The following is a 26935-nucleotide window of genomic DNA, read 5'->3' on the forward strand; positions in this document are numbered from 1 at the left end:
CGTGCGTTCACGAGTGCTCGGCAGGCGGCGGCGTTCCATGGGCTGGTACCGGTCCTGCAGGAGTCCGGGACCTCGGTCCAGCGACCCCCGCGGCTGGCGAAGGCCGGCTCGGGGCGGCTGCGCAAAACGCTCTACATGGCCGCCGTCGTGGCCACCCGCCACAACCCGGACGTACGGCACCAGTACCACCGTCTCCTGAGGCGGGGCAAGGCCAAGATGGCTGCCATCGGGGCAGCCATGCGCAAGCTCCTGCACATCGCCTTCGGCGTCCTCAAGTCGCAAACCCCGTATCAACCCCGAAATGACACGCCTTGCCCCTCATAGGGCAAGACGGTATCTACGGTTGGGGTGTGAAGCGTAGGGTGCACTGAGCGCAGCGAACTGCACCGATCCGTTATTGCGGTCGGAACAGATGTATCTCGAGTCCCTCGATATGGCGATAGTGTCGGTCGTTGGCGGTGGCCAGAGGCAGGCCGAGCTGTGTGGCGGTCGCCGCGATCAGGGCGTCGGCCATCTGCATGTTGTGGCTAAGGGTATAGGTCTCGACGAGGAACGTGGCCCGATTCGAGATGCCCTCGGTCAGGGGCTGGATACGTGCCTCCCAGTACTGCATGGCCTGGCGGAGCGCGCGGAATTCGGACTGGTCCCGCAGGCCCTGGACGAGTTCCATGTACGTCACGGCAGACACCGTGAATCCCGGAGAGCCGTCGAGCCATTCGGCGGCTTTGGGGTTCCCGCGCAGGTTCCAGATCAGGACATCCGTGTCCACCAGCATCAATCAAACTCCCTGAGTTGCCGGATCCGGCGGACGTGTTCGTCAACCGAGTCGGTTTGATCGCGCCAGAGTCCGAACAGCGGATTACGGGCGGGTTTCGCCTTCGCCGTTTTGTCGGGGGCTCGGTAGGGGACCAGTCGTGCACGCAGACGGCCTCGATAGGTAATCTCGATCTCCTCGCCCCGGTCCACGGCGGCGAGCAGTTCGCGGCTGTGCAGACGCATGTCTTTGGTGGTGGCTTCCATAGTGGCCTCCATTGGTTACACTTATAAGTGTAACGTCCTTGCGCTGCAGGGCAAGAAGCGCGGGGGGCCGGCGAAGGAGTTTTGATGCGTTTCGCTGCGCTCAACGCATCCTGCGGTTGGGGTGCGAAGCGCAGGGTGCACTGAGCGCAGCGAACTGCACCGTGCTGAGCGGTCGGGGGCTACAGCCAGCGGGCGAGCCAGAGGCGCAGGCGCAACTCCAGGGGCGGGGCGTAGCCCTGCTTGCGGAAGACGATCTCGCCGTCGGGGTTGATGATGAAGGTCGCGGGTACGCCGCGGACGTTGTATTGCGAAGCGAGCCGGCCCTTTGGGTCGTTGACCACGGCCAGTTCGCGCTCGCGTTCGTTCAGGTGCTCGAGTACCTCTTCCGGCGTGCCGGACTGCATGGCCACCGTCAGGACCGGATGGCTCTGCGACAGGCGCACGATCTCGCCTTCCTCCAGGCGGCAGATCGGGCACCAGCTGGCCCAGAAGTGCAGCAGCATGGGCTCGTCCGCGTAGTCGGCGAGCGTCACGGGCGTGCCGTCCAGCAGTTGTGCCTCGAACGCGGGCGCCGGACCCTCGACCATGTCGCGCGCCATCCAGGCACGCACGGCCAGGAAGATCACCAGCGCGATCCCGATCTGGATGCCCCAGCTCAGGGCGCGGCGGCGCCGGGAAGGCTTCGGGCGTTTCGGTTTGTCGGGGCGGGTCTCGGTCAACGGATCATCTCGGCCTGTCCGGGGCGGGCGCGGGTCCCACGTTTTTTCGGGCCCTTCCGCACCGCGATGCGCACCAGTTCGTCCTCGTCATCCATCAGTTGTTCCCGCTGGGCGTCTGTCAGCAGTGGATTGCGCGCGACGAAGTAGCGCAGGTTCGGGTCGCGGTCGTTCACGCAGGCCTCGACCTGTTCCGGTGTCAGATCGGGCCGCTTGGCGCAGTTCAGGCGCACGGTCTGGTTGGGGTCGGCCAGCAGCAGGGCGACCTCCTGGGGTGTGAGGTCCATGCGGCGGGAGAAGTAGGCCTTCACCTGGGCGTGCTGGTCGCGCACCAGCAGCGGTCGCCAGTGTGCCTCGAGGTTCGCGGACAGGGCGAGGTCCATGCGCTCCTCGAAGGTCATCGCCTTGTATTGCTGCTTCAGATCGGTCATGGCCGGCGCATTATAGGCGCCCGGGTTGGGATGCGCGGGGACGCCCCCACAATGTGTAGGAACGACAGCGCCCGCGAGCGTGTCGTACTATTAGCTAACGATAATCTACCCCGTATGCCGGGGTGAGAGGACCCATGACTGCACCGGTGGCCGAAATTCCGATCTTCCAGGTTCCGCGCACGGATCACGTGACGGCCTCGCTGCATGCGTTGACCGATGCCCAGCGCGACGAGCTGGTGCGTCGCATCAAGCGCCTGCTGATCGAGCGCAACGCGGTGCTGGTGGCGCACTACTACGTGGACGAGTCCCTCCAGCGTCTGGCAGACGAGACCGGCGGCTGCGTGTCCGATTCGCTGGAGATGGCCCGCTTCGGCAAGGAACATCCGGCCGAGACGCTGGTGGTGGCCGGGGTGCGCTTCATGGGCGAGACGGCCAAGATCCTGAGCCCCGAAAAGCGCGTGCTGATGCCGACGCTGGAGGCCGAGTGTTCGCTGGACCTCGGCTGTCCGGCCGACGAGTTCGCGAAATTCCGCGCCCAGTATCCGGACCACACCGTGGTCGTGTACTCCAACACCTCGGTGGACGTAAAGGCACAGGCCGACTACGTCGTCACCTCCAGCATCGCGGTGCCGCTGGTCGAGCATCTGCGCGACCAGGGCAAGAAGGTCCTGTGGGCCCCGGACAAGCACCTGGGCGACTATATCCGCCGCACCACCGGTGCCGACATGGTGCTGTGGGACGGCTCCTGCGTGGTGCACGACGAATTCCGCTCCTGGGCGCTGGAGGATCTGCGCGGCCGCCATCCCGGCGCAGCGGTGCTGGTGCATCCGGAGTCCCCGCGCGAGGTCATCCACCAGGCCGACGTGGTGGGCTCCACCAGCCAGCTGATCGCGGCGGTCAAGAACCGCCCGGAGCAGGAATTCATCGTTGCCACGGACAAGGGCATCTTCTACAAGATGCAGCAGGCGGCCCCGGGCAAGACCCTGATCGAGGCCCCCACCGGCGGCCACAGCGCCACCTGTACCAGCTGCGCCCACTGCCCGTGGATGGCGATGAACGACCTGGTCTCGCTGGCCGAGACGCTGGAAGACACGGCGGAACCGGCGAAGAACGAGATCTTCGTCGACGAGACCGCGCGTCAGAAGGCCCTGGTGGCCACGCAGCGCATGCTCGACTTCGCCGCCGAACACCGCAAGGCCACCGAAGGCGACGCCTGACAAGGCCGCCCCTGTAGGAGCCTGCTTGCAGGCGAAGCCCCTGCCCGCGTCCGACTCTGGCAGTGGCATTCGCCTGCAAGCAGGCTCCCACGATGGGGTGGGTAGTTAGCGGTCGTTCAGCCAGGCGGCCCACTGGGAGTGGGTGGAGACATCCACGCCGTCGGCCTTGGCGGCCTTTTGCAGGTGGGTCTGCAGGTCGGCCATCAGTTCAGAATCCATCAGCTCGGGGGCCAGCGTCAGCTGCGCGTGCAGCGTGCTGTAGACGAGCTTGAGTTCATTTGTCGGGTACTGCGACCAGTCGAGGTGGGGCATGGCGTCCGTTCTCCGTTTCGATCAATTGGCTTATAGCCTGACGGTGGCCTGCGGTGCCATTCAAAAGCACCTGCTAGGGAAACACTGATTAATGTACACACTCGCGTTGGCACCCCAGGTTTTCCGAGACAAGGCGCGCCGTGCAGCGGGTAGTGGTTCTACCCGCAAGCGGCGCAACGCCGGATCGGGGAACCTGGGGTACCAACCCCGAAGGGGCTCGGCCGCTTTTGTGCGCGCACGGCGTTGCGGTTCCCTTGTGCAGAATGACTGCACGGCGGTCACCGCGCCTTGTTCGCACGCAAAAGCGACTCGAGCGCGAGCGTGTACATTGATCAGTGTTTCCCTGGGGAGTGGAGATGTATAAGCGCCGTGCGCGCCTGCTGGTGGCGGCGGAACGGCCGGATGGACGCGCTGCGCGCGTGGCAGAGCTGGCCGCGGCGGCCGAGTTCGAGGACTGGATCGAGGTGCGCCCGGCGCGCGCGATGGCCGAGGTGACGGACGCCGATCTGGCCTGGGCCGATCTGCTGGTGGCGGTCGACACGGCTGCGGCCCGCGCCATGCCGGCACATCGTCCCGCGAACTGCCGGCCGAAGTACTGGCAGCTGCCCGGCGAGACCGGGGCCGATTTCGACTTGCAGACCCTGGAGGCGCTGCGCTGCATGGTGGGTGGTATGCGCATGCTGGCGCGTGTGGATGCTGCCGGGGACGATGACGGGGAAGGCGGTCACGCGTAACGGATCGCGTGTTGTCGAGACGCCGCGTTGATGTGAGCGCCCGGGGGTGCCCCGAAAGATCGCCACGGCGCTGCGCGCCTCGCGATGACAAGTGCTATTCGGGGTGGTACGGGACGGGCGCCCGGGCGTGCAGCTGGGCCAGGTGGTCCTCGTAGAGGGCCCAGATGCGCGGCGCGATCGCGCCGCGCGAACCGGGGTAGGTCAGGCGGTCGGGGTTGAAGGTGGCCAGGCGCTCGATCTCGGTGCAGCGCAGCTCTTCGCTGACCACGTTGAAGATCAGGATCTGTGTGCCCTGGTCGGCGATCGGCAGCAGGGCCCCGATGATGCCGGTGTCATTAAGCCCGGGCTCGCCACGGGCGTCGCCCAGCTCGGCCGGCGGGCGTACCAGCGTGCCGAGCAGCTCCTGGTAGGCCTGGCCGCAGGCAAAGCAGATCTCCGGTGCACGCAGTCCCTGCACGCGTTCGCAGGCCTGGCGTACGGTGTTGTCCGGCAGTGCCATGCGCGCTGGCGGGATCGGGATGCGGTTGCTCTCGCCATTGGGCAGCAGGCGCGGGACCGCCTCCTGGCAGGAGGGACAGCGCCAGGTGGCGACCCGCGGGCCGTCGATCACGTTGCTGGGCGGCATGCGGTGGCCATGGTTCGGGGTGTGCGTTCAGTATACGGCGGGCGCGCCCGCCGCGCGGGCAAGCCCGCTCCCGTATGGTCGCTTCGGCCGGCCCGCCCCGGTGGGTGCGTCAGCCGTAATAGTCCGGTTCGTTGCCTGGGCGCCACTTGATGTTGCAGCCGAGGCTTGGGTGCTGCGGGTCGGGGGCGGGCTGGCCCGCCAGCAGGGCATCGCTGGCGGCGCGCAGGTCACGCCCGGTGACCGGGGTGTCGGAGCCGGGGCGGGTCTCGTCGAACTGGCCGCGATAGAACAGCTTGCGGTCGGCGTCGAACAGGTAGAGGTCCGGGGTGCAGGCCGCGTGGTAGGCCTTGGCTACGGACTGGTCCTCGTCCAGGCAGTAGGGGAACTTGTAGCCGAAGCGGCGGGCGTCGTCGCGCATCTTGTCCGGGGCGTCGTCCGGTACCGCCTGGATGTCGTTGGAGTTGATTGCGATCACCGCAATGCCCTTGTCCGAGTATTCGCGGCCGTAGCGCGCGAACTCGTGGCGGATCAGTTGCACGAACGGGCAGTGATTGCAGATAAAGGCGATCATGTAGCCTTTCGCGTCGGGAAAACTGTCGAGGCTGATGGTGTCGCCGGAGACGACGTCCGGCAGGGAAAAGTTCGGGGCCTCGGTGCCCAGTTCAATCATCTGCGAGGGGGTGCGGGCCATGGTTGCTCCGTTAACCTGTGATGGGGGATTCGGGCGCCAATTATACGGATTGGGGCGGGGCGGATTAATCCGCATCGCCTGAAGGACAGCTTGAAACCATCCGGACGCGGCGCCAGTCTGGATAATACTTGAGTCATGGAGTCGGGAATATGGGCTGGGTCACGGGGACCGTGCAGGAGCGCAAACAATGGACGGACCGCCTCTTCTCGCTGCGGGTAGAGGCAGATGTGGAGCCGTTCAAGGCCGGGCAGTTCAATCGGCTGCGCCTGGAGATTGACGGCGAGCCAGTCGCGCGCCCTTATTCCTATGTGAATGCCCCGGACGAGACCCCGCTGGACTTCTACCTGATCACAGTGCCCGAGGGCCCCTTGTCGAACCGGCTGGTGCAGCTGGAGCCCGGCGACACGGTGGAGCTGATGCCGCGCGCCACAGGGTTCTTCACGCTGGACGAGCTGCCCGACAGCCGTGACCTGTGGCTGCTGTCCACCGGTACCGCGCTGGGGCCCTTCCTGTCGATGCTGAAGACCGACACGCCGTGGCAGCGTTTCGAGAACATCCGACTAATCCACGCCGTGCGCAAGGCGGAGGAACTGACCTACCAGGACACGATCCGGCAGTTCCAGGAGCGCGACCCGAAACAGTTCCAGTACATCCCGTTCGTCAGCCGCGAACCCTGCCCGGGCGGGCTCGAGGGCCGTATCCCGGCCGCGATTGCCGAGGGTCGCCTGGAGCATCACGCCGGCCTCAAGATCGCGCCGGAGCACTCGCAGTTGATGCTGTGCGGCAACCCGGCAATGGTGAAGGATACCGCCGCCATCCTCCGCGAGCGCGGGCTGGAGAAGAACCGCCGCCGCAAGCCGGGGCAGATCACCACCGAGAACTACTGGTAGAGCCTCGCCCATGGTGTAGGAGGCCAGCCCTCTGGCCGATTGGACGCCGGTAAAACCCATCGGCCAGGGGGCTGGCCTCCTACAAGTTGTGGCGTGCGCCGGGGTTAATCCAGCAGGTTGGCGGCCCAGGCGTGGATCAGTCCGGCGACATAGCGGGTGTGCTCGGGGCGCGAGAGCAGGTGGTCGGTCTGGTGCAGGGCGACAAAGCTCTTGGGGTGGTGGGCCTGCTGGAAGATCTTGCGGGCATGATCGACGCTGACCACGGTGTCTCCGGGGGCATGCAGCAGCAGTAGCGGCTGCGTCATGCGCTCCAGCGCGCCGTCCAGTGTCGGTTCTTCGATCGAGTCCAGGAAGGGCTGCCCGATCTCGACCGGGCGGCCGCCGATATTGACGCGCGCGAAGCCTTCGCGCTGGATGGTCGCAGCGATGTCACCGAACAGATGCGCGACATGGCCGGGCCGGCTGGGGGCGGCGATGGTGACAATGCCGCCCAGTTCTTCGCGCTGGCTGCCGACATGGATGGCCATGGCCCCGCCGAAGCTGTGACCGATCAGGAGGTCAGTGGGCTCGCCGGTTGCCTGCTGCAATGCGTCCAGCGCCGCGTTCAGGTCCTCGCAATAGGTGTCGAGCGTGCTGTCGCGAAAGCGTCCGTCGGAGTCGCCCAGCCCGGCGAAGTCGAAGCGCAGCGTGGCGATCCCCTCCTCCGCCAGGGCGCGCGCCAGGCGCACGGTCGCGGGAAAGTCCTTGGAACAGGCGAAGCAGTGTGCAATGCAGGCCTGGCCCAGTAGCGGGCCTTCGCTGGGCTCTACCAGAACGCCGTTCAGCTGGATGCCACGCGGGGTGTCGATGGGCAGGCTGGTGTTGCGGATGGCCATGGGCGCGGGATGGTCCGGGCGGGGTGGGTCTGCGATGATACGCGAGCTGAATGTATCTCGTGACCCGCACAAACAATTAAGGAAACACTGACTAATGTACACGCTCGCGTTGGTACCCCAGGTTTTCCGAGACAAGGCGCGGTGCGCAGCCGGTAGTGGTTCTACCGGCAAGGGCCGCAACGCCGGATCGGGGAACCTGGGGTGCCAACCCCACAAGCCATTGAAAGCAGGGGCTCGGCCGCCCGTTGTTATCGAAAACGGGCGCGGGAACGGCGTTGCGGCTCCCTTGTGCAGAATGACTGCACGGCAGTCACCGCGCCTTGTTCGCGCGCAAAAGCGACTCGAGCGCGAGCGCGTACATTAATCAGTGTTTCCTTAAGGAGGGGCTGTTGGAGACGGAGAGTCAGATTCGTGCACGACTGGCGGAGCTTGAGTCCGAGCATCGGGCGCTGGATTCCGCGATCGCGGTGATGCACGAGCAGCCTGCGCCGGATGCCTTCGCGATCCAGCGGCTAAAAAAGCGCAAGCTCCAGCTGAGAGACGCCATCCAGCGGCTGCGCAGTCGCCTGATCCCCGACCTGAACGCCTGACTCATCGCCGAAAAAGAAAACGGCGCCCGCAGGCGCCGTTTCCGTCCATCGTTTGCTGCTTTGCAGCCGTAAGCGGGTCTAGCCCCAGATATCCTGGGTGATCCCGGCGTACCAGGCCCGGGTGAACGCGGCCTCACGCTCGCGGAAGCTCGAGGTCTCGCCCGAGGGGCTGACACCGCCGGCCCCTTCGACGCCAGCCTGTGCCCCATCCTGGTACTTGTACACGGCCGCCACGCTGATCCCGTGTTCCGGGGTGATCAGGCTGTAGCAGGTGTTGGCCGAGGAGGGATCGATCGGCTCCTGGTCCATCAACTCGCGCACGATCGCCGCGGCGACGATCTTGCCCTGGTTGTTGGCCGAGTGGCCGGACTTCGGCATGGCGCCCGCCACGCTGGCATCCCCCAGCACGTAGATGTTGTCGTCCATCTCCGACTTGAAGGTCCGCTGGTCCACCGGGACCCAGCCTTCGTCGTTGGTCAGGCCGACGTCGTGGGCGATCTGGCCAGCACGCTGTGCCGGGATGAAGTTCATCACGTCCGCGCGGACACGCTCGAAGCCGGCGTCGGCCCGGGCGGTCATCTCGCCGACGTCGATTTCCTCGACCAGGCCACCATCCGATGCAGCACGCCACTCGATCATGTCGCCGTAGTGCATCTCCCAGCCTTCTTCGAACAGGCCCTGCTTGGAGAAGTTGTCCTTGGCGTCGAGCACGATGATCTTGGAGCGCGGTTTGTGCTCCTTCAGGTAATGCGCGATCAGCGAGACGCGCTCGTACGGCCCCGGCGGGCAGCGGAACGGGTTCGGCGGGGCGACCATCACGAACACGCCGCCGTTCGGCATCTCCAGCAGCTGCGAGCGCAGCATCTCGGTCTGCTCGCCAGCCTTCCAGGCGTGCGGGATCTTTTCCGCGTCGGCCTCTTCAATGCCGGGCATGTCGTCGTACTTGAAGTCGATCCCCGGGGACATGACCAGCTTGTCGTACTGCAGGCTGTCGCCGCTTTCGAGGCGCACGGTGCGGTTGTCAGCGTCCACGCCGACGACCTTGTCCTCGATCACGTCGATGCCGTCGCGGTCGCGCAGGTTGTGGTAGCCGTGCGTGATCGAATCCATGCTCTCGAACCCGCCGATCACCCAGTTACTGCCGTAGCAGGTGACGTAGGTGGCATTGGGTTCGACCAGCGTGACCATCATGTCCGGCGAGAACTGCTTGAGGTAGCGTGCCGCGGTGGCCCCGCCGGAGCCTCCCCCGACCACGACCACATGGGCCTTGGCCCCGTTGCGGGCTGCGTGCGGTGCGCAACCGATACCGGTCAGTGCAGCTGCACTGGTAATCCCGAAGGCCTTCAGGAAGTGGCGTCGAGTAAAATTGTGCATTGTTGTAATCCCCCCGTGATCAGAAGCGCGCGAAGTAGACCGACATCGCTTCGATCTCTTCGTCCGTGTAGCCCTTGGCGTGACGATCCATGATGGTCGCGTCACGGTCGCCATCGCGGAATGCGCGCATCTGGCTCTGGATGACCTCTGGCGAGATTCGGCCCAGATCGGGCACGCCCTTCTCGGCGCCAGCGGCGTTGTGGCAGGCCTTGCAGGAAGCGGCCATCAACTGGCCACGGGTGATTTCGTCATTGTCGGCGATTGCCTGGGATGTGGTACCAACCATCGCCAGCGAGGCCACAAGCCCCGCCACGAACAAACGTGATTGCTTCATGGTAACGGACTCCTCCGTCTCAAAGTGGCTTTCTGGTAGGCGACAGTCTTCTGCGTACTGCCTGACTCCTCGCACCCGGTGCATTTGCCGGGCTGGGCCGTACTTCCAGGTTCGTTGGCCTGGAGTTGCACCTGATCGTGTGATGGAACGATCATTGTGTGGGATATAGCACAACCTATCTATCTTTTCGATGCCTTGAGAAGGCATCTGCAGCAGGAGACAGGCCATGACAGGGGAACGTCGGCGCCATCCGCGCATCCCGATGACCGTCGAGGTGGTGGCGGAATGCCGTGACGGGAGCCAGGTCAGACTTACGACGAATGATATCTCCGGTGGCGGGGCTTTTCTGGCCTGGGAGGATCGGGGGCAGTCCGGGATCAGCCTCCTGAAGGAGTTGAACCCGGACGATGAGCTCATGCTGCAGGTATTCGGTCTGCTCGGGGATGGTGGCGAGCCGCCACGGGTACGGGCCCGGATCGTCCGTGTGATGGAAGACGGGGTCGCAGTACAGTTCGACCCCTCCGCACTGGGGACGTGATTGCTTCTCCCGTCGGGCGGGGGCAACGGTTCCCTACTCGGCGGCCTGCATCTGTTCCAGGCCGGCCTCCCATTCGTCCGCAATCATCGGATTGGCAATCAGGCGATGGGCCGTGTCCGGGCTCCAGTCGTCGCGGGCATCCTCCAGCGCGCTTTCCCATTCTTCGGCCTCGTAGTCGCCACGCCCTAGCGCACTGAGCGCCTGCAACTCCGCCTGGTATTCCGGTCCGAGCCCGCTCAGGGTGCCTTCCAGCTCGCGCAGCGTCAGGTCACCGGCGTGATCCGCCAGGACCTGCATGGCCCAGTCATCGTCCGAGGTGTCGGGGTTCGAGTCGGGGAACACGACCTCCTCCTTGGCGTGGAACTCCCGCGCCGCCTGGATCAGGCGGGCCAGGGTGTCGTCCTCGATGCCCAGGGGGGAGGCCATGGCCGGGTCAGTGCGCCGTGCTGCGCTCCTGGGCGAGTACCCAGGGGGCGGCGACGATGGCGGTAAAGACGGGGTTGTTCGCCGCCCAGCGCCGCGCGTCGTCATCCGTCGCGCGTGCGACCTGATCACTGGCCAGCCATTCGCTGACCTGATGCGTGGCATCGTCGCGAAATGCGCGCGCCACCTCGATCAGGTCCAGCTCGGGGGCCACGCGAATCACCACGCCACGGGCGAAATGCGGCATCAGTTCGTCCCAGCGCAGGGGTCCGGCTTCTTCCTCCAGGGGTACCTCGGGTTCGGAGGAGGCAGGGGCTTGAGTCATGACGGGAACATCCAGTTTCAGATAACGTTCAGGCTAGGCCTATAGCCTTGTAGCTGCAAGAGTTTGTTCGCCCACACCATCACGGAGACTACCGCTATGCGCCCCGGACCGGAGACCGTTGCCAAAGGCGGTGGCCGGAGACGCCGAATCATCGGCGGCGCGGGTGTGCTCGGGCTTCTGCTGGCGGCCCTGATGGTGCCTTTCGCGGCTCAGGCCCAGTTCATCACCGAAGACCCGCGTGCGGCCGTCTGGACACTGGACGAGGCGGTGTCACGCGTCGAGGCCAACTACCCGGGCCGGGTCCTTTCCGCACGCGAAGATTTGACCGAGTACGGGAATCGCGTGTTTATCGTGCGTATCCTGACCGACAACCAGCAGGTGCGAACGATCAAGATCGAGGAGGGGGCGGAGCTCGACCCATGAATCTGCGCGTGGTGGTGATCGAGGACGATCTGGCTCTGCGCAGCCAGATCGCCGAGGAGATGGAGAACAACGGCTGCCGTGTGGATACCGCCTCGGACGGCGACACCGGCCTTTACCTGCTGACCGAGTACCACTGCGACATCGCGGTGGTGGACCTGGGGCTGCCCGGCATGGATGGCCTCGACGTCATTCGCAAGGCCCGCGAGGTGAAGCCGCAACTGCCCATCCTGATTCTTACGGCACGCGACCGCTGGCAGGACAAGGTCGAGGGGCTCGAGGCCGGGGCCGACGACTACCTGACCAAGCCCTTCCACATCCAGGAGCTGGTGGCGCGCCTGCGCGCCCTGGCGCGGCGCAGCCTGCAGGCCGGCCGGGAACGGCTGGAATTCGGGCCGCTGGTGATCGACACGGCCACCGATGACGTCCGCCTCCATGGCGAGCTGGTTTCCCTCACCACCTTCGAGTACCGCCTGCTGCTGACGCTGGTGCGCCAGCCCGGGCGGGTGCTCAGCAAGGAGACGCTGGCGGACTATCTCTACGAGCATGACGAGGACCGCGAGAGCAACGTGATCGAGGTACTGATCGGGCGCCTGCGCCGCAAACTCGATCCGGACGGCAGCCTCGGGCTGATCGAGACCCTGCGCGGTCGGGGCTACCGCTTCGCCCGCGAGGCGGATACCGAGACGTCGTCTGGTTCCACCCGCGGCGCCTGATATTGCGCACGGTCCACGCCAGTCCCGTGTTCGGAACCCCATGAGACGCCCTCTGCGCCAAATCCGCAGCAGCCTGACCCTGCGCCTGGCGCTGGTCGCTGGGGTCACCGTACTGGTGTTTTCCCTGCTCACGGCCTGGGTGTTGGAGGCGGCTTTTCGCGACAACGCGGCAGATGCCGTCGAGACTCGCCTAGAGGCCCAGGTACTGCTGCTGATGGGGCTGGTCGAGGTCGTCGGGCGCAACGAGGTACGCGTCCCCGAGATGCTGCCCGAGAGTCGGCTGCAACTGCCCGCCAGTGGCCTCTACGCCCGCATCCTCGGCCCGGACGGGCGCACGCTCTGGCGTTCCCCCTCTGCGGTGGGGGTCTCCCTGCGTGGCTGGTCGGAGGATGACTTCTTCGCCTTCAGCCTGCCCGTGCAGTGGGAGCTGGACGGCGGCCAGGTCGGACTGACCTTTCAGATACTGGAGGACCGCGAGGCATTCGAGGAGCAGGTCGAGCAGTATCGCGTCAGCCTCTGGCAGGGGCTGATGACCATGACGATTTCGCTGATCGTCGCGCTCGGGCTGGCGCTGTGGTTCTGGGGGCTGTGGCCGCTCCGCCGCGTGCAGGGTGACCTGGAGGCGCTGCGTCACGGGGACTATGGGCGATTGGAGGGCCCTTATCCGACCGAAGTGCAGGCCCTGACCGGGAGTATCAACGACCTGATCGAGTTCGAGCGTGCACGTTTGACTCGCCAGCAGAATGCCCTGGCCGACCTGGCGCACAGTCTGAAAACCCCGATCTCCGCGCTGCGCCTCAACCTGGAAAGCCAGAACCCCGACCCGGAAGACATGCGCCGCCAGGTCGACCGGCTGCAGGCGATCGTGCAGCACCAGCTCAGCCAGGCGCAGCGCCTGGGTCCCGCGCCCTTCCAGGCCCCCGAGCCTTTGAACCCCATCATCGAACGAACCTGTCAGGCGCTCGGGCGGCTTGCCAGCCAGCAGGGGGTGGATCTGGACAGTTACCTCGAGCCGGGTTGTGCCCTGCGCATGGAGCCTGGTGCCATCTTCGAGCTCCTGGGCAACACCCTGGATAACGCAATCCGCCACGCGACCAGCCGGGTATGGATCTCGACGCAGTGCACAGCGGAGGCGGTGACCCTGACCATCGACGATGACGGGCCCGGGATCGCGCCGGGGGATCGTGCCCGCGTGCTGGAGCGGGGTGAACGAGCGGATGTGCGCAGCGATGGCGAGGCCGGTCAGGGGCTGGGGCTCAGCATTATCCAGGCCCTGGTGCAGGACCACGGTGGCGAGCTGTATATCGAGCAGGCCCCGGAACTGCACGGGGCCCGCATCCGCATGGTGTTCCCGGCATCGTAAACGGGGTGGCCTGTCGTGCCGGATGATGCGTTTCGCTGCGCTCAACGCATCCTACGACAGGCAGGAAGGGCTGTAGGATGTGTTGAGCGCAGCGAAACGCATCGCCCCGGGCCGAGATCAGAGCCTCAGGTCTTCCATGGATAGAGACGGCGATTCGCCCAGCACCCCTGCACGCACGAGTGCCGCCGCCCCGCACGCAAACGTCCAGCCCAGATGGCCGGACCCGGTATTCAGGTGCAGGCCCTCGATGGCGGTGGGGCCGAGGATGGGCGTGCCACGGGCACTCATCGGGCGCAGCCCGGTCCAGGGCGCCATCGTCTCCCAGTCGAAGGTCGCGGGCAGGCCAGTCAGCGTGCGCCGGCACTGATCGAGGACATTGGCTGCGCGTTCGGCATTCAGGTGGCGGTCGCGGCCGGCGAACTCGGCGGTGCCGGCCAGGCGCAGGCGCTCCCCCAGCGGGGTCATCACCACCTTGTTGGCGTCATCGATCAGCGGCAGGTTCAGGCGGCAGTCGGCGTCCATCGGCAGGGTCAGCGAATAGCCCTTCACCGGGGCGACGGGGAGATGCAGTCCCAGCGGGCGTAGCAGGTCCGGGGCGTGGTAGCCGTTGGCCACCACGCAGGCCGCCGCCGCGATCGGCCCTTCGGAGGTCTCCACCGCGTCGATCCGGCCGCGGTGGGTGCGCAGGCGTCGAACCGCGACATTCGGGTAATAGCGGATGCCCCGGCGCTGGCCGATCGCGAGCAGTTGCTCGGTGAAGCGGGCGGCGTCGCCGATCGCATCCCCAGGGAAGAACAGCCCGCCGCACAGGCGGTCGCGCACCGGGGCCAGCGCCGGCTCCTCCGCGATGATGCGCTCCACGTCCCAGTCCTCGAAGCGCACGTCCTCATCAGTCATCGCCTCGCTGGCGGCGCGGTTGTGGGCCTGGCTGGCCGGGTCCTGGAACAGCTTCAGGATGCCGCAGCGGCGAAAGTCGAAGTCCAGCCCCTCGCTCGCCAGTTCCCGCTGCAGGCGGTCGATCTCCCGGAGCGAGAACGCGGCCAGCCGGGCATTCAGGCGGGTGTGCTGCTCGAACAGCGAACGGCGGCTGTTCCAGAGAAAACGCAGGCCCCACCCGGCCAGCCCCGGCAGCGCGCGCGGGCGCAGCAGGAGCGGTGACTCCGTGCGACCGAGAAAGCGCAGCAGGTCCAGGCCGACGCCGGGGGTGTTCCAGGGCTCGGCGTGGCTTGCGTGCAGCATGCCGCCGTTGGCCTGGCTGCAGCCGGTCGCGGGGGCAGGGCCGGCATCCACCAGCACGACCTCGGCCCCGGCCTCCTGCAGGTACCAGGCAGAGGTCACGCCGATTACACCGGCCCCGATCACGACTACGCGCATCCGTTGCTTCCTCTGTCCAGATTGCTTATTGGCCGCTTGCCAGTCGTTGGATCACGTCGGTGTATTCGCGTTCCAGCCGCTTCGGTGACACCTTCTCGCGGGTGCCCAATTCCTGGGCGAACTGCGAGACGCGAAACTCCTCGATGCGGTAGCGAAAGGCGAGCACGTCGGGGTGGTCCGGCGCCCGCGCGATCAGCTCCTGTGCCTGCTGCCACAGTGGCTCGACCGCCACGCGCCGGGCGCGGTCCTTGTCCGGGGCCTGGGTCAGGCGTTCCAGGCGCTTGTCGATCGCCTGCAGGTAGCGTGGCAGCTCGGGCAGCACGTCGTGCGGGGTGCGCAGCAGGAAATCGGCCGGGACCAGTGCTTCGAGCTGCCCGCGGATGTCGCGTGCCGCCTCGATCCAGGACAGCGGCAGATCCCCCTGCAGCCGGGTGCGCAGATCATGCCAGTGGCGCAGGATCTCGGCGGCCAGGCGCGAGAGCTCCATCACCGTCGGCGAGAAGTCGGGCAGGCTGGCCTCCAGGCGTTCTTGAAAGGCCTCGGCATCGCGTGGCCAGGGCTCGGCCAGGAACACGCGGTCGGCCGCGGCCTCCAGGATCTGGTCGCGCAGGGCCTCGCAGCTGCCCAGCGTCGAGTAGTTCAGGCAGGCGCGCTCGATCTCCGGGAGCTGGCGGCGCAGGTCGCGGGCGGTCTTGCGCGCGCCCAGCAGGAACAGCCGACGCAGGCCCGCACGGTGGGCGCGCGTGGCCCGGGCCGGGTCCGGTTCCAGCTCCAGCGAGACGGCGTCGCCGCGATCGACCAGGATCGGGAAGGCGCGCAGCTGCGCCCCCTGGTGGTCGAACTCCACACTCTCCGGCAGTGCGCCGAAGTCCCACTCGGTGATCCCCTCGCGGGTGATCTCGTCCGGGCGGCTGGCGTCGAAGTGGGCCTCGGCGCTGTCGCCCAGCCGGCGCTTCAGCGCGGCCAGGTCACGGCCGCTGGCCTGCTCCTGGCCTTCCGGGTCGAGGATGCGGAAGCGCATCACCAGGTGTGGCTCCAGGTTCTCCGGGCGCCAGGCATCCAGCGGGATCTCGGTGCCGGTCATCGCGCGCAGGGCCTCGGCCAGCGCCGGGATGAGCGGGCCCTGGCGGTGTTCGATGCGCGCCAGCGCCGCCTGCGCGAAGTCCGGCGCGGGCACGAACTGGCGGCGCAGGCCCTTGGGGAGGCTGCGCAAGAGGCCGGTCACGCGATCTTCCAGCAGCCCCGGCACCAGCCAGTCGCCCAGCCAGTCGGGCACCGCGTTCAGCGCCGCGATCGGGATGGTCACGGTCACGCCGTCGTCCGGCTGGCCGGGTTCGAAGCGGTAGGCCAGCGGCAGGCGCAGGCCCTCGACCTCCAAGTGGTCGGGATAGGCCCCTTGCGGGAGCGTGGTGTCCGGCTCGTTCAGGAGCTCCGCGCGGTCGATCCGCAGGGCGTCGGGGTCCCGCTTCTCGGTCTTGCGCGCCCAGGTCTCGAAGCTCGTACCGTCGGTGATCTCCGACGGCAGGCGGGTGTCATAGAAGTCGAACAGTCGATCCTCTTCCACCAGCAGGTCGCGCCGGCGTCCGCGTGCCTCCTGCTCGGCGATCTCGGCCACCGCCTCGCGGTTGGCCTGCACCCCCTTGGAGCGGGTGCGCAGCTCGCCGCCGACCAGGCCCTCACGAATCAGGATACGCCGCGCCTCGGCCGGGTGGTGCCTGGCGAAGTCCACCGGTTTTTTCGGTGCGACGACCAGGCCGTACAGGGTGATGCGGTCGAAGGCCCCGACGCGCCCGCTGCGACGCTGAAAGTGCGGCTCGAAGATGTGGTGCTTGAGCAGATGCGGCGCCGCGGCCAGGATCCAGTCGGGCTCGATGCGGGCGTTGTCGCGGGCGTAGACGCGGGTGGTCTCGGCGATCTCCGCGCTCATCACCCAGGCGGGCTTCTTCTTCGCCAGGACCGACCCGGGATGGATCTGGAAGCGGCGGTTGCGCGCGCCCAGATAGTCGCCACGCTCGGTCTTCTGCCCGATCTGGCTGACCAGCCCGGTCAGCAGCGCGCGGTGTACGGGCTCGGCGTCGGCCGGCGGGTGGTTCGGCTTCAGGTCCATCTCGCGGGCCTGGCGCAGCAGCTGCACGCGCAGCTCCTGCCACTCGCGCATGCGCAGGAAGTTCAGGAAGTGCTCGCGGCACCAGCGCTTGAGCGCATTCGAGCCGAGGTCCTCGCGCGCGGTGTGCCAGGCCTCCCACAGCCGCAGCATGCCCATGAAGTCGGAGCCCTCGACCTGGAACTCGCGATGGGCCTGGTCCGCGGCCTGCGTGGCCTCCGCCGGGCGTTCGCGCGGGTCCTGCAGCGACAGGAAGGCGGCGATGGTCGCGGTCTCGGTCACGCAGCCGTGGTCGGCCCCGGCCAGCAGCATCGCGCCGTGGCGCGGGTCGATGGGCATGCGTGCCAGCTGGCGGCCGCGCGGGGTGATGCGGCCGCGGGCATCCACCGCACCCAGCTCCTCCAGCAGGCGGTAGCCGTCCTTGACCAGGCGCGGGTCGGGCGGGTCCACGAACGGGAACTGGCGCGGCTGGCCGAGCTTCAGCGCGGCCATCTGCAGGATCACCGAGGCGAGGTTGGAGCGCTGGATCTCCGGGTCGGTGAACGGCGGGCGCAGGTTGTAGTCGTCCTCCGCGAACAGCCGGATGCAGATACCGGGGCCCAGCCGTCCGCAGCGCCCGGCGCGCTGGTCGCAGGCGGCTTGCGAGATCGGTTCCAGGCTCAGGCGCTGGACCCGCGAGCGCCAGGAGTAGCGCGAGACACGGGCCAGCCCCGAGTCGATCACGAAGCGGATGCCGGGGACCGTCAGTGCGGTCTCGGCGACATTGGTGGCCAGCACGATGCGCCGGCCGGCGTGCGACTGGAATACCCGCGACTGCTCGCGCGCGGACAGGCGCGCGTACAGCGCCAGGACCTCGGTGTCCGCGCGCACCTGGCCGCGCAGGGCCTTGTGGGCGTCGCGGATCTCGCGCTCGCCGGGCAGGAACACCAGGATGTCGCCGGGCCCGGCGCGCTCACATTCGGCCACCGCGTCGCGGATGCCGTCGAACAGGTCGCGTTCGCCGCGGCCGGCGTTCTCGTCCTCGCCAGCGTCTTCCGGCTCGATCGGGCGGTAGCGCAGCTCCACCGGGTAGGTGCGCCCGGCCACGGTCAGGATCGGCGCGTCGTCGAAGAACGCGGACAGCCGCTCCGGGTCCAGCGTCGCGGAGGTGATGATGATGCGCAGCTCCGGGCGCTTCTTCGACAGGCGCTTGAGCACGCCCATCAGGAAGTCGATGTTCAGGCTGCGCTCGTGGGCCTCGTCGACGATCAGGGTGTCGTAGGCGCGCAGCTCCGGGTCATGCGCCAGCTCCGCCAGCAGCATGCCGTCGGTCATCAGCTTGACCCAGTTGTTCGGCCCGGTCTGGTCGGAGAAACGGACCTTGAAGCCGACGGTGGAGGTCGCATCGCCCCCCAGCGTGGTGCCCAGTTCCTCGGCGATGCGGCTGGCGACCGAGCGCGCGGCGATGCGGCGCGGCTGGGTGTGGCCGATCAGCCCGGTCTCGCCGCGCCCGGCCTCCAGGCACAGTTTGGGCAGCTGGGTGGTCTTGCCGGAGCCGGTCTCGCCGCACAGCACCAGCACCGGGTGTTCGCGGATCGCGGCGACAATCCGCTCGCGCTCGGCGTGGATCGGCAGGTCGCCGGCGTAGACGGGCTGCGGGCGCAGGCGTTCGCGTTCGGCGGCGCCCTGTTCGGCGCGCGCAAGGCGTTCGGTCAGGGTGGAGACGAGCCGGTCACAGGGCTGGCCGCGTTGGTGCCGCTGGCGGGCCCGGCGCAGCAGTTCGCCCAGTTCGCGGCGTTCGTTGCCCTGCGGCAGGGCCTCCACGGTCCTCGCCAGCGCGTCCAGGTCCGGGCCGGCCGTGGCCATCAACCGTCCCGGTGACGCAGGCGCAGGGCCTCGATGTTCTCCGAGCGCAGGCGGTCCAGGGCGCGGTTGACGTCGTCCTCCTGGGTGAAGGGGCCGACAAAGACGCGGTGCCAGGTCTCGCCCTCGATCTGGACCTCGTGCACCTGCGGGCTCAGGCCCAGCAGGGAGATGCGGGCCTTCATCTCGTCGGCCTGTTCGAACCGCCGGAACGACCCGATCTGCAGGATCACCGGATCGCCCTCGGCCGGGGAGGCCGGGGGCGGGACCACCTGATCTTGCGGGACTTCGCGCTCGGCACCGGGGACGCGGACCTCGTCTTCGGGCAGCAGCTCGTAGTAGCGAAACCGCGGCTCGTCATCGGTGGGCAGGCGCTCCGGCTCCGCCGCGGGTGCACGCTCGGCCGGGGTCTCCGGTTCGCCGAACAGGGCGCCGATGTCGGGCGAGCGATCGGCTCCCTGGAGGTAGAGTACGGCGGCAATCCCCAGCCCGATCAGCAGGCCAGCGAACATCCAGACCCAGCCCGGGATCGGTCGCGAGGCGCGGGCGGGGGTCGTCTTGCGGCGCTTGCGGCGGGCCTGGGCCATGGGCTACATCCGTTCGGGGGCGGTGACGCCGAGCAGGCGCAGCCCATTGTGCAGCACCTGCTTGATGCCGGTCAGCAGCGCCAGGCGCGCGCCGATGACGTTGGCGTCCTCGGCATTCAGGAACGGCACGGCGTTGTAGTAGGTATGGAAGCCGGCGGCCAGCTCGCGCAGGTACTGGGCGATCTGGTGCGGCTCGCAGGCCTCGGCGGCGGCCGCGATTACCTCGGGGAAGCGGTCGAGCCGATCCAGCAGGTCGTCTTCCTGCGGCTCGGTCAGGCGTGCGGACAGCCCGGCGTCGTCCAGCGCGCTGGCGGTATGGCCGCGCTCGGCGGCGGTACGCAGCACGCTGGCGATGCGCGCATGGGCGTACTGGATGTAGTACATCGGGTTGTCGTTGGACTGCGACTTGGCCAGGTCCAGGTCGAAGTCCAGGTGCTGGTCGCAACGGCGCTGCACATAGAAGAAGCGTGCGGCATCCGATCCGACCTCGTCGCGCAGCTCGCGCAGGGTGACGAACTGCCCGGCGCGGGTGGACATCGGCAGGCGTTCGCCCCCGCGGTAGAGGATCGCGAACTGCACCAGCAGCACGTCGAGGCGGTCGGCCTCCAGGCCCAGGGCCTGCAGGGCGGCGCGCACGCGCGGGACGTAGCCGTGGTGGTCGGCGCCCCAGATGTTGATCACGCGCTCGAAGCCGCGCTGGAACTTCTCGCGGTGGTAGGCGATGTCGGAGGCGAAGTAGGTGTAGTCGCCGTTCTCGCGGCGCACCACGCGGTCCTTGTCGTCGCCGTAGTCGGAAGAGCGGAACCACAGCGCCCCGTCCTGCTCGTACAGCGCGCCGTGTGCCTCGAGATCCTGTACCGCGGCATCGATCGCGCCGGAGTCGGCCAGGCTGCGCTCGGAGAACCAGCACTGGTATTCGACTCCGAACTCGCGCAGGTCGTCGCGGATGTCTTCGAGGATCGCGTTCAGGCCGCAGTCGAATACCGTGCGGTACAGCTCCGGGCCCAGCAGTTCGCGGGCGCGTGCGATCACCGCGTCGATGTAGACCTCCTTGTCGCCGCCGGCCGGTTCGTCCGGCGGCAGGTCGCGGGTCACGGCCTCGGCCGGATGCACCGCCTGTTCGCCGATCTGCGCGGTCAGGGCCTCGGCGACCGGGTAGATGTAGTCGCCCTGGTAGCCGTTGGCCGGGAACGGGACCTGCACGCCGTGCTGTTCCAGATAGCGCAGCCAGACGCTGGCGGCGAGGATGTTCATCTGCCGCCCGGCGTCGTTCACGTAGTACTCGCGGGTGACGTCGAAGCCGCAGAAATCCAGCAGGTCGGCGACGGTGGCACCGAAGGCCGCGCCGCGGCCGTGGCCGACATGCAGCGGGCCGGTGGGGTTGGCGGAGACGAACTCCACCTGCACCGGGCGGCCGTTGCCCACGCTCGAGCGGCCAAAGTCGGCGCTCTGGGTGGCGATGCGGCCCAGCACCTGAGTGCGGGCATCTGCGGCGAGGCGGAAGTTGATGAAGCCGGGGCCGGCGATCTCGGTACCGGCCAGGCCGGGCACCTCGGGCATCGCGGCGCACAGGGCCTCGGCCAAGTCGCGGGGCTTGGTCTTCGCCGGGCGTGCGAGCTGCATCGCCAGGTTGCTGGCAAAGTCGCCGTGCTCGCGGTCGCGGGCACGCGTCACCTGCACCTCGACACCGTGATCGGCGGGTACGCGACCATCGGCCACCAGGGTCTCCAGGGCGGCCGCGAGGGCCTGGGTAAGGGCGTCTTTCAAGGGAACCGGGTCCGTCGTCTCAAAAGCCCGGCATTCTAACCAGAATGCCGGCCCGATGCCTGTTCTATGCGGGTTTCAGGCGAGCGAGACCGGGTCCACGTCGATCGCGATGCGAACCCCGCGAGGCAGATCTTCGGTCTGCCAGGAATGCCGCGCCTGCGCGAGCGTGCGGTGCAGGGCCTGACGCTCGGCCGCGCGCAGCAGGATCTGCTCGCGGAATCGCCGGTTCACGCGATGGCGCGGGGCGGGGGCCGGCCCCAGGACGCGCAGCTCGCCGTGGCGCGTCGCGAGCAGGTGTCCCGCGATGGTCTCCGCGTGGCGATGCGCCGCCGCGGCCTCGGCGGCTTCGACGCGGACCAGGGCCAGGTGCCCGTACGGCGGCAGCCCGGCCGCCTCGCGTTCGGCCAGCAGCGGCTCCAGCATCTCCGGGTACTTACGGGCATCCAGCCCCCGCATCAGGGGGTGATCGGGGTGGCCGGTCTGCAGCAGGACCCGCCCGCCGCCATCGCCCCGGCCCGCGCGCCCGGCGGCCTGCACGATCAGTTGCAGGGTGTGCTCGGTGGCACGCAGGTCGACGCTGAACAGCCCCTGGTCGACGTCGATCACGCCGACCAGTCCGACGCGCGGGAAGTCATGGCCCTTGGCCAGCATCTGGGTGCCGACGACGATCGCGGCGTCCAGCCGCCGGATGCGATCCAGTGCGGCCTCCAGGGCGCCCTTGTGGCGCACGCTGTCGCGGTCGAGGCGGATGATTGGTGTCTGCGGGAAGTGCCGGGCCAGGGCCTGCTCCAGACGCTGGGTGCCCAGCCCGCGATGGGCCAGGGTCTCGCCGCATTCCGGGCAGCGTTCGGCGCGGGGTTCCTGGTGCCCGCACAGGTGGCAGATCGCGCGGCGATCATGGGCATGCACGGTCAGGTGGGCATCACAGTCCGGGCAGTCGGCGACCCAGCCGCAAGCCTCGCAGGTCAGCACCCGGGCAAAGCCGCGCCGGTTGAGCAGGACAAAGCACTGCTGGCCCTCAGCCAGGGTCTGCTGCATCGCATCCAGCAGCGGCGCGGTCAGGCCCTCGTCCGGGCTGTGCACGCGGGTGTCGATCGTCTCCACGCCGGGTGGCTGCGTGCCATCCGGGCGGGTGCGCAGATGTACATGGGTGTAACGGCCCTGGCGCGCGGCGTGCAGGGTCTCCAGGGTGGGCGTCGCCGAGCCCAGCACGACCGGGGTGTGTTCCAGTTGCCCCCGCTTGACTGCCAGATCCCGCGCGCTGTAGCGAAAGCCGTCCTGCTGCTTGAAGGCGCTGTCGTGTTCCTCGTCGACGATGATCAGGCCCGGCTCGGGCAGCGGGACGAACAGGGCCGAACGGGTCCCGACCACGATGCGGCGCTCGCCCTGCCGGGCCGCCTCCCAGGCGCGCAGGCGTTCGCCCTCGGCCAGGCCGGAGTGCAGCAGTGCCACCTGTCCCGGAAAGCGTTGCTGGATGCGCCCGGCAAGCTGCGGCGTCAGCGCGATTTCCGGGATCAGGAACAGGACCTGACGGCCACGCGCGACCGCATCGGCGGCCATGCGCAGATAGACCTCGGTCTTGCCGCTTCCGGTGACGCCCTCCAGCAGCATCGGGCGGGGGTCGTCCGGGGCCAGCGCCGCAATAGCCGTCTCCTGCTCGGGGGTCAGGGTGTAGTCGGTACCGCTGGGGGGCGCGGGTTCACCGGGAGCGGCACGCGTCTGTTCCAGCCAGCCGCGTGCCTCGAGCTGTCGCAGGTCCTTCGCGGTGATCTGCAGGGCGGCCGTGGTGGCCAGCGTCGTCCGGTCCAGCGCGGCCCCGAGCGCGGGCAGGGCGCGCAGGATGGCGAGCTGGCGGCGGCCCCGTACCTGCCCTTCCGCGAGCGCCGCGTGGCCTTCCGGGGTGAGCCGCCAGAGGGGCTCGGGGGTCAGGCCGGGCAGCGGGTGACCCCGTCGCAGGCCCGGTGGCAGTGCGCCCAGCACGGCCTCGCCCAGCGGGTGGTGATAGTAGCGGGCCCCGAAGCGCAGGAGTTCCAGCACGGTCGGTGTCAGGATGGGCCCGGGATCGGGTGAACCCAATGCTTCGCGCAGCTTGTTCTCGGGGACGTCGCTTTGGTCCGCGAGTGCGACGACGATGCCGATCGCCTCGCTGCGCCCGAAGGGCACACGGACCCTTTGTCCGGCCCTCAGGTCGGTCCCGGCGGGGATCCGGTAGTCGAACAGGCGGTCCAGCGGTCGGTCGAGTGCGACCTGGGCAATTCCGGTCTCGGGCATTCGACTAGTCTACGCCAGTCCGCGTGGGTGCAAGAGTGTGATCGTTATCCACAAAACCTGTGGACAACTCTGTGGAGGAAATGGGGTGAAAGCCACTAAATGCCTGTTGCTGCTTGGGTCGTGTCAGAATGGCTAAAAAGCGACCAAAGCCATTTTTATCGTGTTATCAGTGGCTTGCGTTTCTTTGGTGATATCGGTTGGCCGTTGTGTCACCTAATTGCCATCGTTTCCTTGCGCCTGTGGGTATCGTGTACAGGGGGTGTACAGGGGTTGCTCCGATATTGGTCTCCCGGGAGGGTGCGCACAAAAAAGCCCGGCCGCGTTGAAAACGGGGCCGGGCTCGCAAGCGAGGGACGGGCGCCAGGCCCGACCCAAGACTAGCCGAGGGCCTTGACCGAGGCCACCAGTTCGGCGGCCACCTTCTGGCCGTCGCCGTACAGCATCTGGTTGTTGTCGGCATAGAACAGGTGGTTCTCGATGCCCGAGAACCCGGCGCCCCTGCCGCGCTTCACGCAGATGACGTTGTGGGCCTGGTCGGCGTTCAGAATCGGCATGCCGTAGATCGGCGACTCCGGATTGGTCCGGGCCACCGGGTTCACGACGTCGTTCGCGCCGATCACCATCGCGACATCCGCGGTCTTGAACTCCTCGTTGATCTCGTCGAGATCGAAGATGATGTCGTAGGGCACGCCGGCCTCGGCCAGCAGCACGTTCATGTGCCCGGGCATGCGGCCCGCGACCGGGTGGATCGCGAATTTCACGTCCACGCCGCGCTTCTGCAGCAGCTGGGTGAACTCCCAGATCTTGTGCTGCGCCTGCGCCACCGCCATGCCGTAGCCCGGCACGATAATGACCTTCTCGGCGTAGGCCATCATGATCCCGGCGTCGTTGGCCTGGATCTCCTTCATCGTGCCTTCGATCTCTTCCTCGGCACCGCCGGAGGAGCCGCCGAACTGGCTGAACAGGATGTTCTTGATCGGGCGGTTCATCGCCTTGGCCATCAGCTGTGTGAGCAGCGTACCGGCCGCACCGACCACGATACCGGCGATCATCAGGGCCGGGTTGTCGAGGACGATACCCTTCAGACCGACCGCGAGGCCGGTCAGGGCGTTGTACAGCGAGATGACCACCGGCATGTCGGCGCCGCCGATCGGCAGGGTCATCAGCACGCCAAAGGCCAGCGCCAGGACGAAGAACAGCAGCAGGCTGAACGAGCCGATCTCGCCGCCACCGGTGGCCATCATGAAGCCCAGCAGCACGGTGATCGCGAAGATCGCGATGTTCACGATCTGCTGGCCGCCGAAGGTAAAGGTCTTCTTCATCAGGCCTTCGAGCTTGGCGTAGGCCACCAGCGAGCCGGAGAAGGCCACCGAGCCGATCAGCGAGCCGGTCACGGCGATCGCCAGGCCGGTGTTGGTGACCGTTTCCGGGGTGGCCTGCAGCAGGTAGATCGCACCGATACCGGCCGCGGCGCCGCCGCCCATGCCGTTGTACAGCGCGATCATCTGCGGCATGTCGGTCATCGCGACCTTCTTGCCACTCCACCAGGCCAGCGCACCACCAATGGCGATACCCAGGATGATCAGGGTGTAGTTCACGCCGCCGGAGATCTCCGGATGCACGAAGGTCACGAGCGTGGCGATCACCATGCCCACGCCGGCCCAGATGATCCCCGGACGCGCGGTGGTCGGGGAGGACATCTGCTTGAGGCCGACGATGAACAGCACCGCCGCCGCGAAGTAGGCGAGGTTGATGATCAGGCTCATGCGTTATCTCCCTTCTTGTCGTCCTTCTTGCTGGTCTTGAACATCTCCAGCATGCGTTCGGTGACGACATAGCCACCCACGGCGTTGCCCGCGGCCAGGATCACGGCGACAAAGCCGATCGCCTGTTCCAGCGGCGTCTGGGCATGGCCCAGCGCGACCATGGTCCCGACCAGCACGATGCCGTGGACGAAATTGGAACCGGACATCAGCGGGGTATGCAGGATGACCGGCACCTTGGAGATGATCTCGTAGCCGGTGAAGGCCGCGAGCATGAAGATGTACAGCGCGATAAAGCCTTCGATGATCATGATTGCGCTCCCTTCAGGGCCTCACGGGTGGCCTCGTGCACGATCTCGCCGTCGCGGGTCAGTACGCTCTTGGCGATGACCTCGTCTTCCCAGTCCGGCTTGAACTCGCCGCCCTCGGCGATCATCGGCGTGAGGAAATTGAGCAGGTTCTTGGCGTACATCTCGGAGGCATGCAGCGGAACCTGCGAGGGCACGTTCAGCGGGGCGTGGATGATCACGCCCTTGCTCCGGCTGGTCTTGCCCGGCTTGGACAGTTCGCAGTTGCCGCCACCTTCGGCCGCCAGGTCGATGATGACCGCGCCCGGCTTCATGCCCTCGACCATGTCTTTCGGGATCAGTTTCGGGGACTCGCGGCCCGGGATCGCGGCCGTGGTGATCAGCACGTCCGCCTTGGCGATGAACTCGCCCAGGGCGTCCTGCTGCTGCTTCTTCTCTTCCGCGGTCAGTTCGCGGGCATAGCCGCCTTCACCCTCGGCCGAGACGCCAAGATCCAGGAACTTCGCCCCCAGCGACTCGACCTGCTCCTTGGTCGCGGAGCGCACGTCGTAGGCCTCGACCATCGCGCCCAGGCGCTTGGCCGTGGCGATCGCCTGCAGCCCGGCCACGCCGGCGCCGATCACGATGACCTTGGCCGGGCGGATGGTGCCGGCCGCGGTGGTCAGCATCGGGAAGAAGCGGCAGGACAGATCCGAGCCCATGATCGCGCCCTTGTAGCCGACCACGGCCGCCTGCGAGGACAGCACGTCCATGCTCTGGGCGCGCGAGATGCGCGGGATCAGTTCCATCGCGAAGCTCAGAATCTTGCGTTCCTGCATCGCCTTGACCACGTCCGGGTTGCGGTGGGCGTGGAACAGGCTGACGACGGTTGAGCCTTCCGGCAGCTGATTGACCTCTTCCACCGTTGGCGGCGCCACGCGGACCATCAGGTCCGACTGGCCGTAGGCCGTCTCGGTGTCGACCACGGTGGCCGACTCGTAAGAGTCATCCGGGAAATGGGCGTTGGTGCCGGCCCCCTTCTCCAGCTGCACGGTGACGCCCAACTGGGCGAACTTGGCCGCCACCGTCGGATCCAGGGCCACGCGGCGCTCGCCGCTGGCACTCTCCTTGGGAACGGATAATTTGATTGCCATGCGCTCTCTCCCCGGGCCAAGCGTTCCCGCAATCCCTCCGGGACGTTCGGCCGCGCTCGCGGGTGGTAATAAGGACGCCGAACAAGGCTTTTGTGGCCCATTCGGCGGAAAAAACGGCCAGCAAGTGTAGCGGAATCGCCTTCGCGCTTAAACAGCCCGCCGATTTGTCGCGAATTCCGGGCCACAATCGGT

At 67.6% G+C, this 26935-nt stretch carries 29 protein-coding genes; 9 read left to right on the forward strand and 20 right to left on the reverse strand.

Annotated features, from left to right (window positions below; genetic code table 11):
• The coding region (locus G372_RS0101540) for an IS110 family transposase (RefSeq protein ID WP_020008811.1) at window positions 1–324 on the forward strand (324 nt) is incomplete at its 5' end.
• A 70-nt stretch (window positions 325–394) separates the two neighbouring features.
• On the opposite strand, the gene G372_RS0101545 is transcribed toward G372_RS0101540, so the two are convergent.
• The 4 genes from G372_RS0101545 to G372_RS0101560 form a co-directional block, all read right to left on the reverse strand.
• The gene (locus G372_RS0101545) at window positions 395–775 is read right to left on the reverse strand and encodes a type II toxin-antitoxin system VapC family toxin (RefSeq protein ID WP_019624825.1); all 381 of its coding nucleotides are present in this window, start codon (window positions 773–775) and stop codon (window positions 395–397) included.
• On the reverse strand, window positions 775–1020 hold the full coding sequence (locus G372_RS0101550; protein ID WP_019624826.1) for a type II toxin-antitoxin system Phd/YefM family antitoxin: 246 nt from the start codon (window positions 1018–1020) through the stop codon (window positions 775–777). The genes G372_RS0101545 and G372_RS0101550 overlap by 1 nt, the downstream gene beginning before the upstream one ends.
• Before the next feature lie 179 nt (window positions 1021–1199).
• On the reverse strand, window positions 1200–1739 hold the full coding sequence (locus G372_RS0101555) for a protein disulfide oxidoreductase (RefSeq protein ID WP_019624827.1): 540 nt from the start codon (window positions 1737–1739) through the stop codon (window positions 1200–1202).
• Entirely contained in the window at window positions 1736–2167 is a 432-nt protein-coding gene (locus G372_RS0101560; protein WP_019624828.1) for a hypothetical protein, read from the reverse strand. Before G372_RS0101560 ends, G372_RS0101555 begins: the two co-directional genes overlap by 4 nt.
• Window positions 2168–2301: 134 nt before the next feature.
• On the opposite strand from G372_RS0101560, the gene nadA reads away from it, so the two are divergent.
• Window positions 2302–3384, forward strand: coding sequence for a quinolinate synthase NadA (gene nadA / locus G372_RS0101565; RefSeq protein WP_018863107.1), 1083 nt, complete (start codon window positions 2302–2304; stop codon window positions 3382–3384).
• 105 nt (window positions 3385–3489) lie between these two features.
• Here the strand turns inward: nadA and G372_RS0101570 are convergent, their stop codons facing one another.
• Window positions 3490–3696, reverse strand: coding sequence for a hypothetical protein (locus G372_RS0101570; RefSeq protein ID WP_019624829.1), 207 nt, complete (start codon window positions 3694–3696; stop codon window positions 3490–3492).
• Window positions 3697–4052: 356 nt separating this feature from the next.
• Here G372_RS0101570 and G372_RS0101575 point away from each other — a divergent pair, with 356 nt between their 5' ends.
• Complete coding sequence (locus tag G372_RS0101575; RefSeq protein ID WP_018863105.1) at window positions 4053–4430, forward strand: hypothetical protein; 378 nt, start codon at window positions 4053–4055, stop codon at window positions 4428–4430.
• 94 nt (window positions 4431–4524) lie between these two features.
• Here the strand turns inward: G372_RS0101575 and G372_RS0101580 are convergent, their stop codons facing one another.
• Together G372_RS0101580 and G372_RS0101585 are read right to left on the reverse strand one after the other, a co-directional pair.
• Window positions 4525–5055, reverse strand: coding sequence for a hypothetical protein (locus G372_RS0101580; RefSeq protein WP_018863104.1), 531 nt, complete (start codon window positions 5053–5055; stop codon window positions 4525–4527).
• A gap of 109 nt (window positions 5056–5164) precedes the next feature.
• Entirely contained in the window at window positions 5165–5746 is a 582-nt protein-coding gene (locus G372_RS0101585) for a thioredoxin family protein (protein WP_018863103.1), read from the reverse strand.
• A 149-nt stretch (window positions 5747–5895) separates the two neighbouring features.
• On the opposite strand from G372_RS0101585, the gene G372_RS0101590 reads away from it, so the two are divergent.
• Entirely contained in the window at window positions 5896–6636 is a 741-nt protein-coding gene (locus tag G372_RS0101590; protein ID WP_018863102.1) for a ferredoxin--NADP reductase, read from the forward strand.
• A 104-nt stretch (window positions 6637–6740) separates the two neighbouring features.
• On the opposite strand, the gene G372_RS0101595 is transcribed toward G372_RS0101590, so the two are convergent.
• Entirely contained in the window at window positions 6741–7511 is a 771-nt protein-coding gene (locus G372_RS0101595; RefSeq protein WP_018863101.1) for an alpha/beta hydrolase, read from the reverse strand.
• 389 nt (window positions 7512–7900) lie between these two features.
• Between G372_RS0101595 and G372_RS0101600 the strand changes: the two genes are divergently transcribed.
• Entirely contained in the window at window positions 7901–8101 is a 201-nt protein-coding gene (locus tag G372_RS0101600; RefSeq protein WP_018863100.1) for a YdcH family protein, read from the forward strand.
• 78 nt (window positions 8102–8179) lie between these two features.
• On the opposite strand, the gene G372_RS0101605 is transcribed toward G372_RS0101600, so the two are convergent.
• Window positions 8180–9475, reverse strand: a complete 1296-nt coding sequence (locus G372_RS0101605; protein WP_018863099.1) for an NAD(P)/FAD-dependent oxidoreductase — start codon at window positions 9473–9475, stop codon at window positions 8180–8182.
• Between the two features lie 19 nt (window positions 9476–9494).
• Window positions 9495–9809: a c-type cytochrome gene (locus G372_RS0101610; RefSeq protein WP_018863098.1), complete on the reverse strand. Its 315-nt coding sequence runs from the start codon at window positions 9807–9809 to the stop codon at window positions 9495–9497.
• A 226-nt stretch (window positions 9810–10035) separates the two neighbouring features.
• On the opposite strand from G372_RS0101610, the gene G372_RS0101615 reads away from it, so the two are divergent.
• A complete protein-coding gene (locus G372_RS0101615; protein ID WP_018863097.1) occupies window positions 10036–10347 on the forward strand; it encodes a PilZ domain-containing protein in 312 nt (103 codons plus the stop codon).
• Between the two features lie 33 nt (window positions 10348–10380).
• Here G372_RS0101615 and G372_RS0101620 read toward each other — a convergent pair whose 3' ends face one another.
• Window positions 10381–10773 carry a DUF3775 domain-containing protein gene (locus tag G372_RS0101620; protein WP_018863096.1) on the reverse strand — a complete coding sequence of 131 codons (393 nt, stop codon included), beginning with the start codon at window positions 10771–10773 and terminating at the stop codon, window positions 10381–10383.
• Window positions 10774–10780: 7 nt separating this feature from the next.
• Window positions 10781–11095 (reverse strand): DUF2288 domain-containing protein, encoded by a 315-nt coding sequence (locus tag G372_RS0101625; protein ID WP_018863095.1) that lies wholly within the window; start codon window positions 11093–11095, stop codon window positions 10781–10783.
• A gap of 96 nt (window positions 11096–11191) precedes the next feature.
• Here G372_RS0101625 and G372_RS0101630 point away from each other — a divergent pair, with 96 nt between their 5' ends.
• From G372_RS0101630 to G372_RS0101640, 3 genes are read left to right on the forward strand one after another with little or no spacing between them, the layout of a single operon-like run.
• Window positions 11192–11518 carry a PepSY domain-containing protein gene (locus G372_RS0101630; protein WP_019624830.1) on the forward strand — a complete coding sequence of 109 codons (327 nt, stop codon included), beginning with the start codon at window positions 11192–11194 and terminating at the stop codon, window positions 11516–11518.
• Window positions 11515–12231, forward strand: a complete 717-nt coding sequence (locus G372_RS0101635) for a response regulator transcription factor (protein WP_018863093.1) — start codon at window positions 11515–11517, stop codon at window positions 12229–12231. Before G372_RS0101630 ends, G372_RS0101635 begins: the two co-directional genes overlap by 4 nt.
• A 40-nt stretch (window positions 12232–12271) precedes the next feature.
• Complete coding sequence (locus G372_RS0101640) at window positions 12272–13594, forward strand: sensor histidine kinase (RefSeq protein ID WP_019624831.1); 1323 nt, start codon at window positions 12272–12274, stop codon at window positions 13592–13594.
• Window positions 13595–13711: 117 nt separating this feature from the next.
• On the opposite strand, the gene G372_RS0101645 is transcribed toward G372_RS0101640, so the two are convergent.
• From G372_RS0101645 to G372_RS0101680, 8 genes are all read right to left on the reverse strand, one after another.
• On the reverse strand, window positions 13712–14968 hold the full coding sequence (locus tag G372_RS0101645) for an FAD-dependent oxidoreductase (protein ID WP_019624832.1): 1257 nt from the start codon (window positions 14966–14968) through the stop codon (window positions 13712–13714).
• 25 nt (window positions 14969–14993) lie between these two features.
• Entirely contained in the window at window positions 14994–18917 is a 3924-nt protein-coding gene (gene hrpA / locus G372_RS0101650; protein ID WP_019624833.1) for an ATP-dependent RNA helicase HrpA, read from the reverse strand.
• Window positions 18917–19501 carry an SPOR domain-containing protein gene (locus G372_RS0101655; RefSeq protein ID WP_019624834.1) on the reverse strand — a complete coding sequence of 195 codons (585 nt, stop codon included), beginning with the start codon at window positions 19499–19501 and terminating at the stop codon, window positions 18917–18919. Before G372_RS0101655 ends, hrpA begins: the two co-directional genes overlap by 1 nt.
• A 3-nt stretch (window positions 19502–19504) precedes the next feature.
• Window positions 19505–21268 carry an arginine--tRNA ligase gene (gene argS, locus G372_RS0101660; RefSeq protein WP_019624835.1) on the reverse strand — a complete coding sequence of 588 codons (1764 nt, stop codon included), beginning with the start codon at window positions 21266–21268 and terminating at the stop codon, window positions 19505–19507.
• Between the two features lie 75 nt (window positions 21269–21343).
• Window positions 21344–23539, reverse strand: coding sequence for a primosomal protein N' (locus G372_RS0101665; protein ID WP_019624836.1), 2196 nt, complete (start codon window positions 23537–23539; stop codon window positions 21344–21346).
• Window positions 23540–23916: 377 nt separating this feature from the next.
• Window positions 23917–25305, reverse strand: a complete 1389-nt coding sequence (locus G372_RS0101670; RefSeq protein ID WP_018863086.1) for an NAD(P)(+) transhydrogenase (Re/Si-specific) subunit beta — start codon at window positions 25303–25305, stop codon at window positions 23917–23919.
• On the reverse strand, window positions 25302–25613 hold the full coding sequence (locus tag G372_RS0101675; protein WP_018863085.1) for an NAD(P) transhydrogenase subunit alpha part 2: 312 nt from the start codon (window positions 25611–25613) through the stop codon (window positions 25302–25304). Before G372_RS0101675 ends, G372_RS0101670 begins: the two co-directional genes overlap by 4 nt.
• Window positions 25610–26743: an NAD(P) transhydrogenase subunit alpha gene (locus G372_RS0101680; RefSeq protein ID WP_018863084.1), complete on the reverse strand. Its 1134-nt coding sequence runs from the start codon at window positions 26741–26743 to the stop codon at window positions 25610–25612. Before G372_RS0101680 ends, G372_RS0101675 begins: the two co-directional genes overlap by 4 nt.
• Window positions 26744–26935 lie beyond the last annotated feature (192 nt).

This window comes from Thioalkalivibrio thiocyanoxidans ARh2, assembly GCF_000385215.1.
Lineage (GTDB): Bacteria > Pseudomonadota > Gammaproteobacteria > Ectothiorhodospirales > Ectothiorhodospiraceae > Thioalkalivibrio > Thioalkalivibrio thiocyanoxidans.

Coding starts and splice junctions, on each gene's coding strand:
- G372_RS0101545 (WP_019624825.1), bottom strand. CDS start 775: ATGCTGGTGGACACGGATGTCCTGATCTGGAACCTGCGCGGGAACCCC.
- G372_RS0101550 (WP_019624826.1), bottom strand. CDS start 1,020: ATGGAAGCCACCACCAAAGACATGCGTCTGCACAGCCGCGAACTGCTC.
- G372_RS0101560 (WP_019624828.1), bottom strand. CDS start 2,167: ATGACCGATCTGAAGCAGCAATACAAGGCGATGACCTTCGAGGAGCGC.
- nadA (WP_018863107.1), top strand. CDS start 2,302: ATGACTGCACCGGTGGCCGAAATTCCGATCTTCCAGGTTCCGCGCACG.
- G372_RS0101570 (WP_019624829.1), bottom strand. CDS start 3,696: ATGCCCCACCTCGACTGGTCGCAGTACCCGACAAATGAACTCAAGCTC.
- G372_RS0101575 (WP_018863105.1), top strand. CDS start 4,053: ATGTATAAGCGCCGTGCGCGCCTGCTGGTGGCGGCGGAACGGCCGGAT.
- G372_RS0101580 (WP_018863104.1), bottom strand. CDS start 5,055: ATGCCGCCCAGCAACGTGATCGACGGCCCGCGGGTCGCCACCTGGCGC.
- G372_RS0101585 (WP_018863103.1), bottom strand. CDS start 5,746: ATGGCCCGCACCCCCTCGCAGATGATTGAACTGGGCACCGAGGCCCCG.
- G372_RS0101590 (WP_018863102.1), top strand. CDS start 5,896: ATGGGCTGGGTCACGGGGACCGTGCAGGAGCGCAAACAATGGACGGAC.
- G372_RS0101595 (WP_018863101.1), bottom strand. CDS start 7,511: ATGGCCATCCGCAACACCAGCCTGCCCATCGACACCCCGCGTGGCATC.
- G372_RS0101605 (WP_018863099.1), bottom strand. CDS start 9,475: ATGCACAATTTTACTCGACGCCACTTCCTGAAGGCCTTCGGGATTACC.
- G372_RS0101610 (WP_018863098.1), bottom strand. CDS start 9,809: ATGAAGCAATCACGTTTGTTCGTGGCGGGGCTTGTGGCCTCGCTGGCG.
- G372_RS0101615 (WP_018863097.1), top strand. CDS start 10,036: ATGACAGGGGAACGTCGGCGCCATCCGCGCATCCCGATGACCGTCGAG.
- G372_RS0101620 (WP_018863096.1), bottom strand. CDS start 10,773: ATGGCCTCCCCCCTGGGCATCGAGGACGACACCCTGGCCCGCCTGATC.
- G372_RS0101625 (WP_018863095.1), bottom strand. CDS start 11,095: ATGACTCAAGCCCCTGCCTCCTCCGAACCCGAGGTACCCCTGGAGGAA.
- G372_RS0101630 (WP_019624830.1), top strand. CDS start 11,192: ATGCGCCCCGGACCGGAGACCGTTGCCAAAGGCGGTGGCCGGAGACGC.
- G372_RS0101635 (WP_018863093.1), top strand. CDS start 11,515: ATGAATCTGCGCGTGGTGGTGATCGAGGACGATCTGGCTCTGCGCAGC.
- G372_RS0101640 (WP_019624831.1), top strand. CDS start 12,272: ATGAGACGCCCTCTGCGCCAAATCCGCAGCAGCCTGACCCTGCGCCTG.
- G372_RS0101645 (WP_019624832.1), bottom strand. CDS start 14,968: ATGCGCGTAGTCGTGATCGGGGCCGGTGTAATCGGCGTGACCTCTGCC.
- hrpA (WP_019624833.1), bottom strand. CDS start 18,917: ATGGCCACGGCCGGCCCGGACCTGGACGCGCTGGCGAGGACCGTGGAG.
- G372_RS0101655 (WP_019624834.1), bottom strand. CDS start 19,501: ATGGCCCAGGCCCGCCGCAAGCGCCGCAAGACGACCCCCGCCCGCGCC.
- G372_RS0101665 (WP_019624836.1), bottom strand. CDS start 23,539: ATGCCCGAGACCGGAATTGCCCAGGTCGCACTCGACCGACCGCTGGAC.
- G372_RS0101670 (WP_018863086.1), bottom strand. CDS start 25,305: ATGAGCCTGATCATCAACCTCGCCTACTTCGCGGCGGCGGTGCTGTTC.
- G372_RS0101675 (WP_018863085.1), bottom strand. CDS start 25,613: ATGATCATCGAAGGCTTTATCGCGCTGTACATCTTCATGCTCGCGGCC.
- G372_RS0101680 (WP_018863084.1), bottom strand. CDS start 26,743: ATGGCAATCAAATTATCCGTTCCCAAGGAGAGTGCCAGCGGCGAGCGC.